The following is a 17,090-nucleotide window of genomic DNA, read 5'->3' as shown; positions in this document are numbered from 1 at the left end:
TTCATGACCGATTTCTCCGATCTCTCCGATTCCCTGCTCAGGCTTGAAACCTTGCTGGGTGAAGCCGGCGAAGACGCCATGCTGCTCACCGAACTCGATGGTTTCCTGTGCGCCATCGTGGTCAGCCCCGAGCCGATCGCACGCGAGGAATGGTGGCCCTTCGACTGGCTTGCCGACGAGCGCGGGCAGCTCAAACCGGGTCACGAGGAACTGGAAACGCTCGTGATGGCGCGTCTCGCTCAGATCGAGCAGGAGCTGGCGGCCGATGAATTCGCCCCACTCTACGAGGTCGATGACGAAGAGGAAGAGGTGGTTTGGGAAGCATGGCTCGCCGGTTTCCAGCAAGCCATGCTGCTGCGCTTCGAAGCCTGGGACGAATTGCTGCGCGACACGGAAAGTCAGGAGCGCGGCGATGCCGCCATGGGCCTGGCTTCAGCGCTCATGCTGGCGCAACCCGATAGCGGACCTGATGAAACCGCAGGTGAAGAAGAATGGGCAGATCACGACGAAATGGTTGAAGCCATGCCCGGACTTCTCGCCCATACCGCATCTCTGCTTTATGAACTGCACCGCAAGAGTTAGGCGGCAAGATCGGGCAGGCGTGCAGCCATCAGTGCCTTTGTGAGCGGATGGCGAGGCTGGGCAAAGAGCGCTGCGGGGGTGCCCTCTTCGACGATGCGGCCCTTCTCCATAACCAGCACGCGATCAGCCATGGCCGCGACCATATCGAGGTCGTGGCTGATGATCACATAGGTGAGGCCGAACTGCTGCTGCAGACGGGCGAGGAGGTCGAGCACGTCAGCGCGCACCGAAACGTCGAGGGCTGAAACCGGTTCATCAAGCACAAGCAGCTTCGGCCGCGTCACCAGCGCACGGGCAATGGCCAGGCGCTGGCGCTGGCCCCCGGAAAATTCGTGCGGATAGCGCGACAGCATCGCGGGATCGAGGCCCACGGATACGATTGCGTCTACAAGCCGTTGCTCATGCTCCCCGGTGGCAAGCCGCGGAAGGAGCCGCAGCGGTTCGCCGATGGATTGGCCCACTGTCAGCCGCGGATTGAAGCTGCCGAAAGGGTCTTGAAACACAAGCGAGATGTCGGCGCGCAACAAGGGCGGCAAGTCGCTGCCATGATAGGCTGTGCCCTCAAGACGCATCTGCCCCGAACTCGCCGTGTCGAGACCGACGATCATGCGGGCTAGGGTAGTCTTGCCACAGCCAGATGGTCCAACCAGCGCCAGGCACTCGCCGCGACGAACAAGGAAACTGACATCGTCGACAGCAAGCAGAGTAGGCTGGCGCCATGCAAGGAAGCCTCCTTGCTGAAATGCTCGGCCAAGACCGTCGATTTCGAGCAGAACCTCTCCGGTTTCATGCGGTCCATCCTGACGAGGGATCATGCGCGTCGCCGCCACAAGCTCCTGCGTATAGGGGCTAGCCGGCGCCCGGAGCACATTGGCAACCGGACCCGTTTCGATCAGCTTGCCGGCCCTGAGCACGGCAACCCTGTCGCACAGGGCGGCGACCGCGCGCATGTCGTGGCTGATGAAGATCAGTGTCATCTGCCGCCGGTCGCAGATATGGCGGATCAGGTCGAGAACGGTGCGTTGGGTGATCACATCGAGCGCCGAGGTGGGTTCGTCGGCAATCATCAAATCCGGCGCGTTGGCGAGGGCCATGGCGATCATGACGCGCTGACGTTGACCGCCTGAAAGCTGGTGCGGAAACCGCCGGGCGTGGCCGCTTTCAAGACCAACCTCCTGCAGCAGATTTGAAATGTCTGCGTCCGCTTGCGTCAGCGCCAGCGCTTCCTCGATCTGGTCGCCGACGCGCATGAGTGGATTGAGCGCGGTCATCGGTTCTTGAAAGACCATACCGATGCGCTGGCCCCGCAGCCTTGCCATCGCCTTCTCGTCCTCTGGCAAAGGCTCTCCGTCCAGCAGGACGACACCGGAAGCGTCAGCGGCTTCAGGCAAAAGCCCTGCAATCGCGAGCCCCGTCAGGGATTTCCCCGATCCGCTTTCCCCGATGATGCCGAACCTCTCGCCTTTCTGGATCGCAAGTGAAAGTCCCTCAAGGGCAAGTTGCCCGCCGAAGCTGATGGTGAGGCCTTGGATTTCAACGAGCGGCATCGGCACGCCTCCGGCTGCGCAGCCGCGGATCGAGCACGTCGCGCAAGCCATCCCCGGCGATATTAAGCGCGATGACGATGATCACGATCGCAAGGCCAGGCACAAGGCTGAGCGATGGATGGATCAGGAAAAGGCTCTGTGCGTCCCGCAACATCAGGCCCAGGCTCGTTTCGGGCGGCTGGGTGCCAAGGCCGATATAGGAGAGCCCGGCTTCGGCAAGAATACCGAGAGAAAGCTGGATCGTACCCTGGACGATGATGAGGCTCATGATGTTGGGCAGCAGATGACGCCAGGCGATGCCGATCCGGCTCAGCCCGGCAAGGCGTGCCGCACCGACGAAATCGAGCGTCGAGACCGTCAGGGTGCCCCCGCGCGCGACCTGCGCAAAAACTGGGACATTGAAGATGCCTATCGCGATGATGGCATTGCTCGCCCCCGGCCCCATCAGCGTTGCGATCAGAATGGCGATTACCACGGCTGGAAAGGCGAAGGTGAGATCGGAAAAGCGCAAGACCAGCCATTCCACGAGGCCGCCGTAGATCGCTGCCGCGAGGCCCAGCGGCACCCCTATGCCCACTCCGATGACCACGGCCATGGAGCCCACGGTGAAGCTCGTCAGCGTTCCCGACATGACCAGCGAAAGCATGTCCCGCCCCAACTGATCGGTTCCCAGCCAGTGTTCTGCACTGGGAAGCGCAAAACGCCGTGCAATCGAGACCTCCCCGATCGGATAGGGCGTCCAGAAAAGCGAGACGAGCGCCAGCAGAGCGAACCCTGCAGTGGCAGTCAGTCCGACAACGAGGCCGGGATGGGCGAGGATGCGCCGCGAACTCATCGGCTTTTCTCCCGCAGCCGCGGATCGACCAGCCCATATGCAAGATCGACGACCAACATGGTCAAGCTGACGGCAAGCACCAGGATGATGGTGGCGCTGCGCACGAGGACGAGGTCGCGCTCGTTGATCGCGGTATAGATCAGGCGGCCGAGCCCGGGCAGGTAGAAGACGTTTTCCACGATGATTGTGCCGGCAATCAGGAAGGCGAACTGCAGGCCAAGAATAGTGAGAACCGGCAAAAGGGCGTTGCGCACCCCGTGCCGCCACATGGCCTCGCCAAAAGTCATGCCCTTGGCGCGTGCCGTGCGGATATAGTCCTGGCTCGATACATCAACGAGCGCCGTGCGCATCACCCGAGCAAGGATGGCCGCCTGCGGCAGGGCCAGCGCCAGGCTCGGCAGCACGAGGCTCCGAAGGGCGGCGGCCGGATCCTCTGCCCAGGGCGAAAAACCGCCCGTCGGCAGCCAGCGCAGACTGACGGCAAACGCAAGAGTGAGCAGCATGCCAAACCAGAAATTGGGGATGGCGACGCCCACCTGCGCGAGGATCATCAGCCCGGTGTCGGTGGCCTTGCCACGGTGCCGCGCGGCGAGGATGCCGAGCGGGAGACCGACCGCAACCGATATCACCATTGCAAAAAGTGTCAGTGGCAGGGTCACCGCCATACGGTCGGCTATGAGTTGCGCAACCGGAAGCCTCTGGGTCTGGGAATGGCCGAAGTCGCCTTGCACCATGCCCATGAGCCAGCTGCCGAAGCGGGCAAGGGCAGGCGAATCGAGGCCCATCTGCTGACGCAGGGCGGCCACTGCTTCCGGGCTCGCATTGATGCCAAGAATAAAACGTGCAGGGTCTCCGGGCAGGAGATCGAGCAGAAAGAAGATCACCGCGGCAGCGACGAGCAGCGTGACCAGGAATCCAAGGATGCGGCGGAGGATGTAGTTGGTCATCGCTCTCCCTCGGGCCAGCCGCCGCTCGCCCGCTTACCCCATCCTCTCCCGCGTCGAGGGAGAATGGGGATGCTTGAGGGCGGCGGCAGGACCTTCAGGCTCGCCTGAATGCGGGGCCTACTCGACCCAGCGGATGTCACGCAGCACAACACCTTCGACCGGCGCGTTCTTCCACATGCCTTCGAGCTTGGCATTCCAGACACCGGTCTGTGCCAGTTCGAACAGGAAGCCGTTGACCGCATCCTGGGCGATGATGGTCTGGAGCTCTTGCGCAAGTTCCTTGCGCCTGGCCTCGTCGGTCGTGGCATTGAGCTCCTCGTTGAGGGCCTGCACCTGCGGGTTGTCGTAGCCGAAGTAGTAGTCGGGATTGGCATAGATGCCAATGTCGAAGGGTGCGACATGGCTGATGATCGTCAGGTCGAAGTCCTTGTTGGCGAAGACATCTTCGAGCCAGGGGGCCCATTCCATGTTGATCAGTTCAAGATCGATCCCTACTTGGGCAAATTCGCTGGCGATGATCTGGCCCGAGAGCCGTGCATAAGCAACCGGCGGCAGCTTGAGCGTGGCCGAGAAGCCATCGGGGAAGCCGGCTTCGGCCAGCAGTTCGCGTGCCCTTTCCGGGTCGAAAGGATAGGTGCCGGTCAGATCGAGATAATAGGGGTGGTGGGGGGCGAAGTGGCTGCCGATCGGCACGCCGAATCCATAAGTGGCGCCCTCGACGATTTCGTCGCGATTGATCGCATGTGCCATGGCCTGGCGCACTTCGAGCTGGTCGAAGGGGGGCTTGGCATTGTTGGTGGAGAGGATCGTCTCGCCTTCGGTCGTGCCGACCAATACCTGGAACTGAGGATTGGATTCAAAGATCGGCAGGGCTTCGGCGGCAAAATTGTAGGTGCCGTCGATATCGCCGGCAAGAAGCGCATTGGTCATGGCGCCGGTATCGCCGATGAACACGTAGCTCGCCTTGGTGAGCGCCGGCTTTTCCCCCCAATAGGGACCATATTGTTCAAGGATGACGCGGCTGCCGCGATCCCATTGCAGGAAAGCAAAGGGGCCGGTGCCGATCGGCATGCTGGCGTTGTTATCGGCGCTTTCCGGTGCCACGATCACCGCGTCGCCCCGTCCGATGTTGAACAGAAAGAGCTCATCGGGCTGGGAAAGGGTAAATTCCACTGTCGCAGGATCGATCACGCTGACATCGGCGATGGAGGAGTAGAGTGCCTTTTGCGCGTTGACGCTGTCCTCGGCGAGAATGCGATCAAAGGTAAACTTGACGTCTTCTGCCTCAAAGCTCGTGCCATCGTGGAAGGTGACGCCCTGGTTGAGGGAGAAGCGGTAAGTCAACCCATCGTCCGAGATTGTCCAGCTCGAGGCGAGGCCCGGCTGTACCGCGCCGTTTTCATCGATGCGCGTCAGCCCTTCAAAGACATTCTGGTAGACAACGACGTCGATTGCTTCGGCGGCCCCGGCGGTCGGATCGAGGGCAGGGGGTTCGAGCGGCACACCGATGCGGATCTCGGTGGATTGGGCCGCTGCCAGGCTGGTGGCCAACAGCAAACCGGCACTGGCCAGCGCAATGGATTTGGTCACTCTCATATGTCTCTCCCAGGGTCCGGCGCGAAGGGCGCGCTTCCGCGGCTAGGTATAGGCAAAGTTGATCCCGTATGCACCCAGCCTGCGGGGTAAACTTTTCGCCGAAAGCGCGAAGCTGTGGGAAGAATGACTGTTTTATGACAGTCTGGCGCTATAGCTGCGGCTCTTGGCTGACAGTGTCCACGAGATCGGACGGAATGCGCAGGGAAAACAGCACGCCGCTTTCCCCTGCGGGGTCGACGGAAAGCGTGACGGTGTTGACTGCCAGAAGCGAGCGGGTGAGCGCCAGGCCCACGCTCGAGCGAACCGGAGCCAGTGCCTTGCCGGTGCGGCTTGTGCCGTCGCGAAAGACCACAAACCGTTCCGCCATATCGACTGCGTGATTGGAACTGTCGCGCACATGGACGGCTATTCCGCCGTCGTCCATCCGGTGGGCTGAAATCACGACCGTGCCGCCCGTGGGGCTCTGATCTATGGCGCTGGCAAGCAGGTTCAGCACCGCCTGTGCGAGCGAGGCGCGATCTGCGGTCACGCGCGGGAGCGTTTCCGATATGGCGTTGCGCACGATGATGCGTTCGATATTGGCCTGGTTGCGGATGCGCAGGACGCAGCTTTCCAAAAGCTCGGTCAGATCAAGGCTGGCGCGTTCGGCAAGATAACGTCCTTCGCGCAGGCGCGCATAATCTTCCAGCTCGTCCACGAGAGCGGCAATGTCATTGCCAGCGGCGGCGATATCGTCGGCATAGGTGCCGTAGCGCTCGTCGCCCAATTCGCCAAAAGCCTTGGATCTGAGCAGTTCGGCAAAGCCGATAATGGTGTTGAGGGGCCTGCGGACGCCGCGGCTGATGCGCGCGAGGAGCGCCGGATCGACCTCGGGCGCGCTGCCGGGGCGGGCAGGGATGCGCGAGATGCGCTGGCGGACAAAGCCGAAATAACCGCTGACGAGCCCTGCCTGGCCCTGCGCAAAAAGCAAGATTTCGGCGCTGCCATCGGCCGAGCGGAGAACGATGGACGGCCGCTCGGTTTCCGCAAAACGCCCCGGCCGATCAAGGAACACGCGCAGCGCCTCGCTCTCCTCCTGGGCTGCAAGCGCGGAAATGGGCTTGCCGAGGATAGTCTGGCCCTGGCCCAAGGCTGCTGTCGCTTCCTGGTTTGCGATGCGCACGATGCCGCTTCGGCTCAGTTCGAGGAAGCCATCGCGGCGGATTTCGGCAAAAGCCTGGGCAAATGCACGAACTGCATCTTCGTGGCCGGTGCGCACTTCGGTGGCGCTGGCCGACAGCATCAGGGCAGGGCGCCCCTGCCAGGACGCCGATTGCAGACGCGCCGTCACCGGCACCAGAGTGCCATCGCGCTGAACGAGGTGATTGACCGGGCCGGCGCCCTGTCCCTCATCTCCGCTCGGAAACACTGCGGCGAGGCCTGCTTGTCTCAAGGCTTCCACAGACTCATAGCCGGTCATTTCGGTTATGGCCCGATTGGCAAACAGGATCTGCTGGTCGCGGAACACCAGAATGCCCAGCGGCAGGCGATTGAGCACCAGGGCTTCGCCACCAAGATTGACCAGTGAACCTGTCGGGGCAGGCGTTTCTTTTTGCGCGGGCGGGGTGGTGCCGGATGCGGCATTTCGTTCATTGAGCCCCACGCGATCGTTGAGAATGCGCGAGAGCTCGTCGAAATTATAGCGCGAAACTCGCTCCACAAGATCCCGGTCGGGCTCTTCGGGCACATCGAGGTCGGGTCCTTCGGCGGCAAAGAGCCGGTCCTCAGTCGGCTCGGTTGCCTCTGACCGGAACCCGCGCCCGGTGATCCGGAACAGGGTCGGCGTCGAAGGATCATCGCTCCCGGCATCAGGCTCGACCGGCGCTTGCGGCACCTCGTCGTCGCCGGAATGAAGCGGGGTGAAAAGATCCTCGTCGGCAGCCAGGCGATCAACAAGATCGCTGAGGCTGCGGAACAGCGGCCGCTCTTCCTCCGGCATTGCTTGGGGTTCTGCGGGCTCCGTCGGCGTTTCGGCGGAAACGGGTGGATGCGGAGGCTGAGCGGCATAGACCGTCTCGGGATCGGCATCCTGCCAATTGTGCAGTTCGCGCTGATAAGCATCGTCTCCCGAGATCGCCTCTTGCGGCGCACCAGGTGTTTCGTCGAGCTCGTCGAGCGGGGGGACGTCCGGTTCTGGCGCTTGAGCGATCTCGCTTCCGTCGAGTTCAACAGGCGGGGAAGCGACCTCGCCGACCGGCTCCGGCGTTTCAGGCTCCGGTGCCGCCCGCTGCTCCTCGGCTGCAGCCAGCACGTCCGGAGCGATCGGATCGACCGCAACGATCAGGAGGCAGGCCTCGCCGTTTTCCCAGGAGAGCGGCGTTGTCGCGCAGGTGGCCGAGCCGGGTTTGTCCCCGGCACTGAACTGAATGCGCGCCAGGCTCGTGCGGCCCTCAGAGCCGAGGCGAACGATACGGGCGACCTGACCCTTGATCGGCACTGCGGGAGCCGCGAGCTTGAGGCCCGATTTCTTGATCTTGGCCAGAAACAGGTCCGCCGCGGCATTCGACCAGATCAGCCTGTCCCCTTCGCGCGACCATAGCCAGGCCGGCCGCGCGTCTTGCGCGTGCTGCAGCACCCGGCGGGCATTCGGTGATGTTGTCCAGTCGGCATTCATAGACAGCGTATTCGGGCCATTTCAGGACTGTGCCAGATCGGGACAGTTCACTCAGGTTCTTTAAGTGTTCTTCAATATCTCGCCAAGCTGGACGAATCCAGCCCGCGCCGGCTGCGTCACTTCATCAATCCCCGTCATGGTTAAGTCAGAGGTCCTAAGGAATAGTCACGAAGCCGTTTTCATTTGGGCACCGGGCGCTTCTGCCTGATCTGTCCACAGGGTAAAAAGGGTGCTTGTCATCGCGGCAAACTCGACCTATGTTCCGCGCGTTTTCGGCAGCGCCATGTCGCTGGCCAAACCGTGCCGCCTTAGCTCAGTTGGTTAGAGCGCTAGATTGTGGATCTAGAGGTCCTCCGTTCAATCCGGAGAGGCGGTACCACCTACCCCGCAAAAACTAAACTCATTCCCTTCTCCTCAGCGCGCTCGGCGCAGAGCGGAGAGTGCTTTGCCGATGGCGGCACGGGCCGAGCCTAGTCCTGCCGGTTGCTCGGTCACAAGCTTACAAATATTCGGGTTGGCCCGGTTTCCTGTCATGCTTGATCTCCCGACCAGGGTATAAGCATGTCTGCCAGCAATCCGTGTTAAAGGACCACCACTTTCGTGTTCATTTTGACGCGTCCATAAAGGTCGATGACGTCCTCATTGGTCATGCGGATGCAGCCCGAGGAGACGTTCTGTCCGATGCTCCAGGGTTCGTTCGTGCCGTGGATGCGGTAAAGCGTCGAACCGAGATAAAGGGCGCGTGCCCCGAGCGGATTGTTGGGGCCGCCCTCCATATGGGCCGGCAAGCCAGGCTGGCGCTTGCGCATCTCGGCGGGCGGCGTCCACCCAGGCCATTCGGCCTTTCGCGTCACCCGATGCGTTCCGCTCCATTCGAAGCCCTCGCGGGCTACCCCGATGCCGTAGCGCAGAGCCCGGCCGTCGCCGAGCACGAAATAGAGAAAATGCGCACCGGTATCGACCACGATCGTGCCCGAGCGCTCGCCGGTAGAATAAGGCACGACCTGACGCAGATAGGCCGGGTGAACATGTGGGTTGCCCTGAAGGGCGAGCGCGTGGCGCGGCCTCTGGCTTGTCAGCGTAACGCCGGGCGGCGGGGCAAAACGCCACCCGTCTTGAAACCGCGTCTGTGCAAAGCCTGGCGATGGCAGGCTCAGCGTCAGGCTCGCGCCAAGCGCAATTGCCAGCAGGCTTTTGATGTCGGCCATATCGTCGATCCCCAAATGACGTGGGGCAGATTGTGACCGCAAGCTCCCAAGGAGAGGTCAAGCCGCGTGGTAAACGAGAGGTTTGCGGGAATGGCTAATCGAAGATGAAGGTTTCACGACCTGTTGCGCGGCGGCAACAAAGTCACGGCCTGCGACAGACTGTCTCACTTTGCTCTTGCCGAACACGAAAACGCGAGCTAGAAGCCAATCGTCCGCATCTGCCAACCTGAGGGAGACGTTTCATGAATCATGTATCGTTTCGCCACTCGGGGATTTGGCATCATCTTACCCGTACCGGCCGCCTAACGGCCTAAGGTCAAGCGCCTTACGGTAACCTCCAGGGCCTTGTGCCCGCGGACAAGTCCAACCACCCCTGCTGAGCGTCGAAACCGGGTCGCATTGCGTCCGCGATCGCGCTCCTTGCTCTACTCCAAAAAGAGAGGCCGGCAGGGTTGATACCTGCCGGATATTGCGATGTCTTCCGACGTTCTTTCCGAGCGCAATGTTGTTTTGCGCCTTGAATTTTCCATTGCAGACGCGGTGCACCAGCGCGGGCTCGTGCCCGTGCTTGCTGCAGCGATCGGGGCCTGGTGGAGCCGGCCTCGCGTGCCGGCCAATCTGCCCAACTATCTCAGAGCCGATGTCGGCTTGCCAGAACAGGCAGAACCGATCGCCTGGCATTCGCTTCCCGCGATGTCCCTGATCCCTGCCAGAAAAGGCAGGGCTGGCCCATGACGCGCAGAGGCGGCCGGGCACCCCCCGGCCGCCTTTGCCCAAACTGTTGTCTCTCCCGCCTCGATCCGCTAGGAACGGCGCGACTTCCCTAAGGCTCTTCCATGACCGAAAAGACCAAGCTGATCTCGCCCCGCCTGCCGCGCGGTTTCGAAGACCGGACGCCGGGCGATATCGCCGCGGTCGGCCGGATGATCGACACCATTCGCAAGGTCTATGAGCGCTATGGGTTCGACCCCGTGGAAACGCCGCTTTTCGAATTCACAGAAACGCTGGGCAAATTCCTGCCCGATACCGACCGGCCCAATGCCGGCGTTTTTTCGCTGCAGGACGACGACGAGCAGTGGATGAGCCTGCGCTACGATCTGACGGCGCCGCTCGCCCGCTTCTTTGCTGAAAACTTTGAAACCCTGCCTAAGCCTTACCGCTCCTATCGGCAGGGCTATGTGTTCCGCAACGAAAAGCCAGGCCCGGGCCGCTTCCGCCAGTTCATGCAGTTCGACGCCGACACCGTTGGCGCGCCCGGTCCCGAGGCCGATGCCGAAATGTGCATGATGATGGCCGACGTCATGGATGCGCTCGGTCTTGGCGGGAAATACGTCGTGCGCGTCAACAACCGTAAGGTGCTCGACGGTGTGCTCGAGGCTGCGGGTGTTTCTTCCGTCGAGCAGAAGCTGACCGTGCTTCGTGCCGTAGACAAGCTCGACAAGTTCGGTCCCGAAGGCGTCAAGCTGCTGCTCGGGGCAGGGCGCAAGGACGAGAGCGGCGACTTCACCAAGGGCGCTGGGCTCTCTGACGCGCAGGCCGCGGTGGTGCTCGACTATATCGGCGGCAAGCCCCCCGCAGGAAATGACGGCGTCACCGAACTTGAAGCGATGCAGACCCTGTTCGACGCGGCCGGTTATGGGCCTGAAAAGATCAAGATCGATCCCTCGGTCGTGCGCGGCCTTGAATATTATACCGGCCCAGTCTTCGAGATCGAACTGACCTTCAAGGTGCAGAATGAAAAGGGCCAGGACGTGGTCTTCGGCTCGGTCGGCGGCGGTGGCCGTTATGACGGCCTTGTTTCCCGCTTTCGCCGCGAGCCGGTGCCGGCAACCGGTTTCTCGATCGGCGTCTCGCGCCTTGCCAATGCGCTGAAGCTGACCGGCAATCTTGGCTCGGACGAGCCTGTCGGTCCTGTCGTCGTGCTCGTCATGGACAAGGACCAGACCGCCCGCTACCAGGCTATGGTTTCCGAACTCCGCCAGGCCGGCATCCGCGCCGAAATGTTTCTTGGCTCCACCAAGAATTTCGGCAAGCAGGTCGCCTATGCCGACAAGCGCAATGCGCCGGCTGTCATCATCGAAGGCAGCCAGGAGCGCGAAGGGGGCATTTTGCAGGTCAAGGACCTCGTCGCCGGCAAGCAGGCAGCGCAGGCCATCACCGACAATGCCGAATGGAAGGCCGCCCGGCCCGGCCAGTTCGAGATCAAGCGCGAAGACCTCGTAGCAGCCATCCAGAAATTGCTGAGCGAGCAATGATGACCAGGGGGCTCCGGGCATGCGCGATCCCCACCTCTTTCTCCCAGGAGAAGTGGAAGCGCTATCATGACTAACGCTGCGATGCGGCGGGCACAGCTTGAAGCCCTCGTTGAAGCGCAGGGTGGTTGTCGCGCGACGCCGCCGCTGCTGCTTCCCGCCGATCCATACTTCGATCTCGCCGGCGAAGAGTTCGGCCGCCGCCTGCTGCTGACCGCCGATCGAACCGGTGCCGAGCACTGCCTGCGGCCTGAATTCACGCTGCCGATCGTGCGCGACTACATCGCCGATGGCACGCGCCAGCCGGCCGCCTTCACCTATCTCGGTCCCATCTTCCGCCAGCGCGAGACGGGCCCTGCCGAGTTCGACCAGGCCGGCATAGAGCTTCTGGCCCAGCCCGACGGGGATGTGGCGCTAGATCAGGTGTTCACCTTCGCTCGTGCTGCCCTCTCGATTTTCGGCTTGACCCCGCGCATCCGCCTCGGTGGGGTAGGGCTCTTCGAAGCCCTGCTGGTGCAGGCCGATATGCCGGCCGCCTGGCGTCCGCGTATCCGTCACCGTTTCGGCCATCCCGAAGCGATGGAGCGCCTGCTTTCGCGCCTCGAGGCCGCCCCCGATCTGCCGCGGCAGGAGCAGCCCGCGCGCGATGTGCTGGTTGAGGATGTCACGGCGCGCATGGTGTCATCTGGCCTCAGCCTATCCGAGGGGCGTACGCCAGAGGAAATCGCTGATCGCTACCTTGAGCAGCAGGCGCTCGATGCTGCCCATGTGCCAGCCGGCACACTTGCGCTGCTGCGCCAGTATCTCGCTATTTCCGGCGAAGTCCTGTCCGCACTCCGGCAGGTAGAAGCTCTCGCCGATGCGCACAAGCTGATGCTGGGTGCGCCGATCCGCACCATTCGCCGTCATCTCGATTCCCTTGGGGAAGCCCATGTCAGCTTCGATGCCGCTTTTTCGCCGCGGCTTGATTATTATACCGGCATTGTTTTCGAGATGACCGGGCGGCATGGCGAAGTGCTGGCTTCGGGCGGACAATACGACCGCTTGCTGGAGCGCCTGGGCGCCACGGCGCCGATTGCGGCCTCTGGTTGTGCACTCTGGGTCGACCGGCTCGAAGCGGAGATCGCACCATGACCGGCATTACCCTGGCTGTTCCCTCCAAGGGGCGGCTCGAAGAGCTGACCCGCGAATGGTTCGCCGCACGCGGCCTCACCATTTCGCGTCCGGGCGGCGCGCGCTCTTATCTCGGGGTGATGGATGGCGAACCCGATGTGACCGTGCGCTTTTTCCCCGCCTCCGAAATCGCGCGCGAACTGATCCGCGGCAATATCGACGTCGGCGTCACCGGGCGGGACCTGATCCATGAGACGAGCGAAACCGGCCCGGATAGCGTGACCTTTGCCTTGCCCATGGGTTTTGGCCACGCCGATGTGGTGATCGCCGTGCCGGAAGCCTGGATCGATGTCACCCATCTTCACGATCTGGCCGATGTCGCATCCGATTTCCGCAGCCGTCACAAGCGCTGGCTGCGGATCGCCACCAAGTATATCACCATCACCCGCCAGCACTTTGCCCGTGCTGGCATCGCCGAATACCGGATCGTTGAAAGTCTTGGCGCAACAGAAGCCGCGCCTGCTTCAGGCGCTGCCGATATCGTTGTCGATATCACATCGACCGGCTCCACCCTCGCGGCCAATGGCCTGCGGGTCTTAGAGGATGGGGTGATGCTGAAAAGCGAGGCCAACCTGATCGTCTCGCGCACAGCGCCCTGGTCGGATGCGCAGCGCGCCCAGGTCGCAAACCTTTTGCAAAAGCTTGGTGCCGCGCCAGCCTGATCTGCCGATCCACTTGTTTCCGTCACTCCCCTGTCTGCGGCCGGAAGGGTGAGCGCGTATTGCCGCGCGTCGGCGGCTTTTCTGGAGTTGATATCGCCATGCTCGAACCCATGGTTCTTCTGGCTCTGGCCGGCGTCGGCATGTTGGCCGGCTTTGTCGATGCGGTTGCGGGCGGGGGTGGCATGATCACCGTGCCGGCGCTCCTTTCGGCAGGCCTTCCGCCCATCAGTGCCCTCGCCACCAACAAGATGCAGTCCTCCATCGGCACGGCGATGGCGGTGCTGACCTATTGGCGCCGCGGCTTTGTGTCGGTGCGCGCGCTCGTACCCTCGGTCGCGACCACTCTTGCTGGGAGCCTCATCGGTGCCCTGATCGTCAAGCAGATCGATACCAGCGTGCTCAACGTCGCCGTTCCGATCGCGCTCATTGCGATCGCACTCTACTTCCTGTTCGCACCGAGTCTGTCCGATGCCGATCGCGCTTCCCGGCTTGCCTTTCCGCGCTGGGTGCCGGTGCTCGGTTTCGTCATCGGATTTTATGATGGAGTTTTCGGCCCAGGCACGGGTTCGTTCTTCACGATCGGCTTCGTGCTGCTTTTCGGCCTCGGCATCACGCGCGCGACAGGCAATACCAAGCTGCTGAACCTGACATCCAACCTTGCAGCCCTGGTCATCTTCATCATCGGCGGCGACGTCGTGTGGCAGGCGGCTATTGTGATGGCCGGCGGGCAGGTGATCGGCGGCTATGTCGGGGCCCGTGCCGGTATCCGCTTCGGCGCCAAGTTGATCCGGCCGCTCGTTGTGGTGGTCTCGATCGCCATGGCACTCAAGCTCCTGCTCTGGCCCTGAAGGCAGGCCGCTTCAGCACGCGGAAATGGAAAAGGCGCAGTGTTGCCACTGCGCCTTGCTGCGAAGATCGTGACTGGGAAGAAACGAGCCTCGAAGTCTTCCAGAATGCCCGAGCCGACAGGATCGATCCGGGCATCCTGATTTTTGTGGGTCGGACTGCTTAGAAGTCCATGCCGCCCATGCCGCCCATGCCGCCGCCGCCCGGCATTGCCGGTGCTGCTTCCTTGGGGGCTTCGACAATGGTGGCTTCGGTGGTCACGAGGAGCGAGGCAACCGAGGCAGCATCTTCAAGAGCGGTACGAACGACCTTGACCGGGTCGATGACGCCGAGCTGGACGAGATCGCCATATTCACCCGTTGCGGCGTTGTAGCCGAACGAGGGAGCCGAGTTCTCGAGGATCTTGCCGACAACGACCGAACCTTCGGCACCGGCATTGTTGGCGATGCAGCGCACCGGCTCCTGAAGAGCGCGACGAACGATCGAGATACCAGCTTCCTGGTCTGCGTTTGCACCCTTGACGGTGATGGCGGCAGCGGCGCGGAGCAGGGCAACGCCACCACCCGGAACGATGCCTTCTTCAACGGCAGCGCGGGTTGCGTTGAGCGCGTCGTCGACGCGGTCCTTGCGCTCCTTGACTTCCACTTCGGTCGAACCGCCGACGCGGATCACGGCAACACCGCCGGCAAGCTTTGCAAGACGTTCCTGCAGCTTTTCACGGTCGTAGTCCGAGGTGGTTTCCTCGATCTGCGCCTTGATCTGGCCAACGCGGCCCTGGATGTCGTCCTGCGAACCGGCGCCATCGACGATGGTGGTGTTTTCCTTGGTGATTTCAACGCGCTTGGCAGTGCCGAGCATGTCGATGGTCACGTTCTCGAGCTTGATGCCGAGATCTTCCGAGATCACCTGGCCACCGGTCAGGATGGCGATGTCTTCGAGCATGGCCTTGCGGCGATCACCGAAGCCCGGAGCCTTGACGGCAGCAACCTTGAGGCCGCCACGCAGACGGTTGACGACGAGGGTCGCAAGCGCTTCGCCTTCGATGTCCTCGGCAATGATCAGCAGCGGACGCTGCGACTGCACGACCGATTCAAGGATCGGCAGGATCGCCTGGAGGTTCGAGAGCTTCTTTTCGTGCAGCAGGATCACCGGGTCTTCGAGGACGGCGGTCATCTTCTCGGCATTGGTCACGAAGTAAGGCGAGAGGTAGCCACGGTCGAACTGCATGCCTTCAACGACATCGAGTTCGGTTTCGGCGGTCTTGGCTTCTTCGACGGTGATGACACCCTCGTTGCCGACCTTCTGCATGGCTTCCGAGATCATGTCGCCGATGGACGATTCGCCATTGGCCGAGATGGTGCCGACCTGAGCGACTTCGGAAGACGAAGTGATCTTCTTGGCCGAACCCTTGAGCGAGCCGACGACTTCGGCAACCGCGAGGTCGATACCGCGCTTGAGGTCCATCGGGTTGAAGCCGGCGGCAACAGCCTTGACGCCTTCAACGACGATGGCCTGGCCGAGAACGGTTGCAGTGGTGGTGCCGTCACCGGCGATGTCGTTGGTTTTGGAGGCGACCGAACGCAGCAGCTGTGCGCCGAGGTTTTCGAACTTGTCTTCGAGTTCGATTTCCTTGGCAACCGACACGCCGTCCTTGGTGATGCGCGGAGCACCGAACGACTTTTCGATCACGACGTTACGACCCTTGGGGCCGAGGGTGACCTTGACGGCATTGGCGAGGACGTTGACGCCGCGCAGCATCTTTTCGCGGGCGTCGGTCGAGAACTTTACTTCTTTAGCGGCCATGTGAGGCGCTCCTTAGAATGGGTTGAACGACAGGAAGGGTCGCAAAGCCTCAGGCTTCGACGATGCCCATGATGTCGCTTTCCTTCATGATGATCAGGTCTTCGCCGTTGAGCTTGACCTCGGTGCCGCTCCACTTGCCGAAGAGCACGCGATCGCCGGCCTTGACGTCGAGCGCGTTGATCTTGCCGTTTTCATCGCGAGCGCCAGGGCCCACGGAGACAATCACGCCCTCGGAGGGCTTTTCCTTGGCGGTGTCGGGGATGATGATCCCGCCCTTGGTCTTTTCTTCACTGTCGACGCGACGGACGACAACGCGGTCATGCAGGGGACGGAAGCCCATGGTACGTTCCTCTTGGCATCATTTCTGAATGCAATTTTGCGCTTGTTAGCACTCGATTGCGTGGAGTGCTAACAAGGTGTCACGGATATAGGAAGGCACAGCGATCAGAGTCAAGGTGGGGTGAACGCAGATTTTGTTCGTGCGTTAACATGGGGAGATGAACCTCACACAACAGGAGGCGACCGTGACCGCCAACAACATCAACACCGCCACTGTCACCCCCGTCGAAGGGCGCGTGCATATCTTTTTCGACGATGCCGAAATTGCCAGCACGCTCAGTGCCGTAAAGCTTGAGGAGCCCGGGCGTAACCCGCAGATTTTTGTTCCGCTTGAAGCTGTTCATCCCGGCATTCTGGAAGCCTCGGAAACCCGCAAGGCCGAGCCGGGCCTGGGGGAGGCGCACTATTATACCATCAAGACGCTGACGGCCGACGGACCGGACGAAGCCTGGTACTACCCCTATGCAGAAGGAGAATATGGACCTGTCCGCGACCTTCTGACCTTTGGTGGAGACCGCGTCAAAGTGGATATTTCGCAGGTTTGATGCGGTGCTTGTGCTAGCATCTCGCCAACATTTGGGCTTTCCAAACACCTTTGGGTGGCAAATCGGGTAACGTGGGATGCACCAGCACCCACTTTCCCCTTT

The 17,090-nt window shown here is 62.1% G+C and carries 15 protein-coding genes and 1 tRNA gene; 8 read left to right on the top strand and 8 right to left on the bottom strand.

Going from position 1 to position 17,090, the window contains the following annotated elements:
* Positions 1 to 3: 3 nt before the first annotated feature.
* Positions 4 to 582, top strand: a complete 579-nt coding sequence (locus BM364_RS12365) for a UPF0149 family protein (RefSeq protein WP_092425013.1) — start codon at positions 4 to 6, stop codon at positions 580 to 582.
* Here the strand turns inward: BM364_RS12365 and BM364_RS12360 are convergent.
* The 5 genes from BM364_RS12360 to BM364_RS12340 form a co-directional block, all read right to left on the bottom strand.
* Entirely contained in the window at positions 579 to 2,129 is a 1,551-nt protein-coding gene (locus BM364_RS12360) for a dipeptide ABC transporter ATP-binding protein (protein ID WP_092425011.1), read from the bottom strand. The two genes, BM364_RS12365 and BM364_RS12360, sit on opposite strands and share 4 nt — an antisense overlap.
* The gene (locus BM364_RS12355) at positions 2,116 to 2,964 is read right to left on the bottom strand and encodes an ABC transporter permease (RefSeq protein WP_092425009.1); all 849 of its coding nucleotides are present in this window, start codon (positions 2,962 to 2,964) and stop codon (positions 2,116 to 2,118) included. Before BM364_RS12355 ends, BM364_RS12360 begins: the two co-directional genes overlap by 14 nt.
* A complete protein-coding gene (locus BM364_RS12350) occupies positions 2,961 to 3,911 on the bottom strand; it encodes an ABC transporter permease (RefSeq protein ID WP_092425007.1) in 951 nt (316 codons plus the stop codon). Before BM364_RS12350 ends, BM364_RS12355 begins: the two co-directional genes overlap by 4 nt.
* Before the next feature lie 117 nt (positions 3,912 to 4,028).
* Positions 4,029 to 5,507, bottom strand: coding sequence for an ABC transporter substrate-binding protein (locus tag BM364_RS12345; RefSeq protein WP_092425005.1), 1,479 nt, complete (start codon positions 5,505 to 5,507; stop codon positions 4,029 to 4,031).
* Positions 5,508 to 5,655: 148 nt separating this feature from the next.
* The gene (locus tag BM364_RS12340) at positions 5,656 to 8,160 is read right to left on the bottom strand and encodes a sensor histidine kinase (protein ID WP_092425003.1); all 2,505 of its coding nucleotides are present in this window, start codon (positions 8,158 to 8,160) and stop codon (positions 5,656 to 5,658) included.
* Positions 8,161 to 8,462: 302 nt separating this feature from the next.
* Between BM364_RS12340 and BM364_RS12335 the strand changes: the two genes are divergently transcribed.
* A tRNA-His gene (locus tag BM364_RS12335) sits at positions 8,463 to 8,539 on the top strand.
* A gap of 202 nt (positions 8,540 to 8,741) precedes the next feature.
* Here the strand turns inward: BM364_RS12335 and BM364_RS12330 are convergent.
* Positions 8,742 to 9,368 carry a L,D-transpeptidase family protein gene (locus BM364_RS12330; protein WP_092425001.1) on the bottom strand — a complete coding sequence of 209 codons (627 nt, stop codon included), beginning with the start codon at positions 9,366 to 9,368 and terminating at the stop codon, positions 8,742 to 8,744.
* 474 nt (positions 9,369 to 9,842) lie between these two features.
* Between BM364_RS12330 and BM364_RS12325 the strand changes: the two genes are divergently transcribed.
* The 5 genes from BM364_RS12325 (at position 9,843) to BM364_RS12305 (ending at position 14,303) form a co-directional block, all read left to right on the top strand.
* On the top strand, positions 9,843 to 10,103 hold the full coding sequence (locus BM364_RS12325) for a hypothetical protein (RefSeq protein ID WP_092424999.1): 261 nt from the start codon (positions 9,843 to 9,845) through the stop codon (positions 10,101 to 10,103).
* A 101-nt stretch (positions 10,104 to 10,204) separates the two neighbouring features.
* Positions 10,205 to 11,623: a histidine--tRNA ligase gene (hisS, locus tag BM364_RS12320; RefSeq protein WP_092424997.1), complete on the top strand. Its 1,419-nt coding sequence runs from the start codon at positions 10,205 to 10,207 to the stop codon at positions 11,621 to 11,623.
* Between the two features lie 66 nt (positions 11,624 to 11,689).
* Complete coding sequence (locus tag BM364_RS12315; protein ID WP_092424995.1) at positions 11,690 to 12,754, top strand: ATP phosphoribosyltransferase regulatory subunit; 1,065 nt, start codon at positions 11,690 to 11,692, stop codon at positions 12,752 to 12,754.
* Positions 12,751 to 13,455, top strand: coding sequence for an ATP phosphoribosyltransferase (gene hisG / locus BM364_RS12310; RefSeq protein WP_092424993.1), 705 nt, complete (start codon positions 12,751 to 12,753; stop codon positions 13,453 to 13,455). The genes BM364_RS12315 and hisG overlap by 4 nt, the downstream gene beginning before the upstream one ends.
* Positions 13,456 to 13,553: 98 nt before the next feature.
* On the top strand, positions 13,554 to 14,303 hold the full coding sequence (locus tag BM364_RS12305; RefSeq protein WP_092424992.1) for a TSUP family transporter: 750 nt from the start codon (positions 13,554 to 13,556) through the stop codon (positions 14,301 to 14,303).
* A 160-nt stretch (positions 14,304 to 14,463) separates the two neighbouring features.
* On the opposite strand, the gene groL is transcribed toward BM364_RS12305, so the two are convergent.
* On the bottom strand, positions 14,464 to 16,104 hold the full coding sequence (gene groL / locus BM364_RS12300; RefSeq protein ID WP_092424990.1) for a chaperonin GroEL: 1,641 nt from the start codon (positions 16,102 to 16,104) through the stop codon (positions 14,464 to 14,466).
* Between the two features lie 49 nt (positions 16,105 to 16,153).
* On the bottom strand, positions 16,154 to 16,444 hold the full coding sequence (locus BM364_RS12295; RefSeq protein ID WP_092424988.1) for a co-chaperone GroES: 291 nt from the start codon (positions 16,442 to 16,444) through the stop codon (positions 16,154 to 16,156).
* Between the two features lie 184 nt (positions 16,445 to 16,628).
* Between BM364_RS12295 and BM364_RS12290 the strand changes: the two genes are divergently transcribed.
* A complete protein-coding gene (locus BM364_RS12290) occupies positions 16,629 to 16,988 on the top strand; it encodes a DUF427 domain-containing protein (RefSeq protein WP_175528587.1) in 360 nt (119 codons plus the stop codon).
* Positions 16,989 to 17,090: the final 102 nt, after the last annotated feature.

The organism is Devosia crocina (genome assembly GCF_900116545.1).
GTDB lineage: Bacteria > Pseudomonadota > Alphaproteobacteria > Rhizobiales > Devosiaceae > Devosia > Devosia crocina.
The sequence above is the reverse complement of the archived record's forward strand: the minus strand, read 5'-3'. Positions and strand labels throughout refer to the sequence as shown.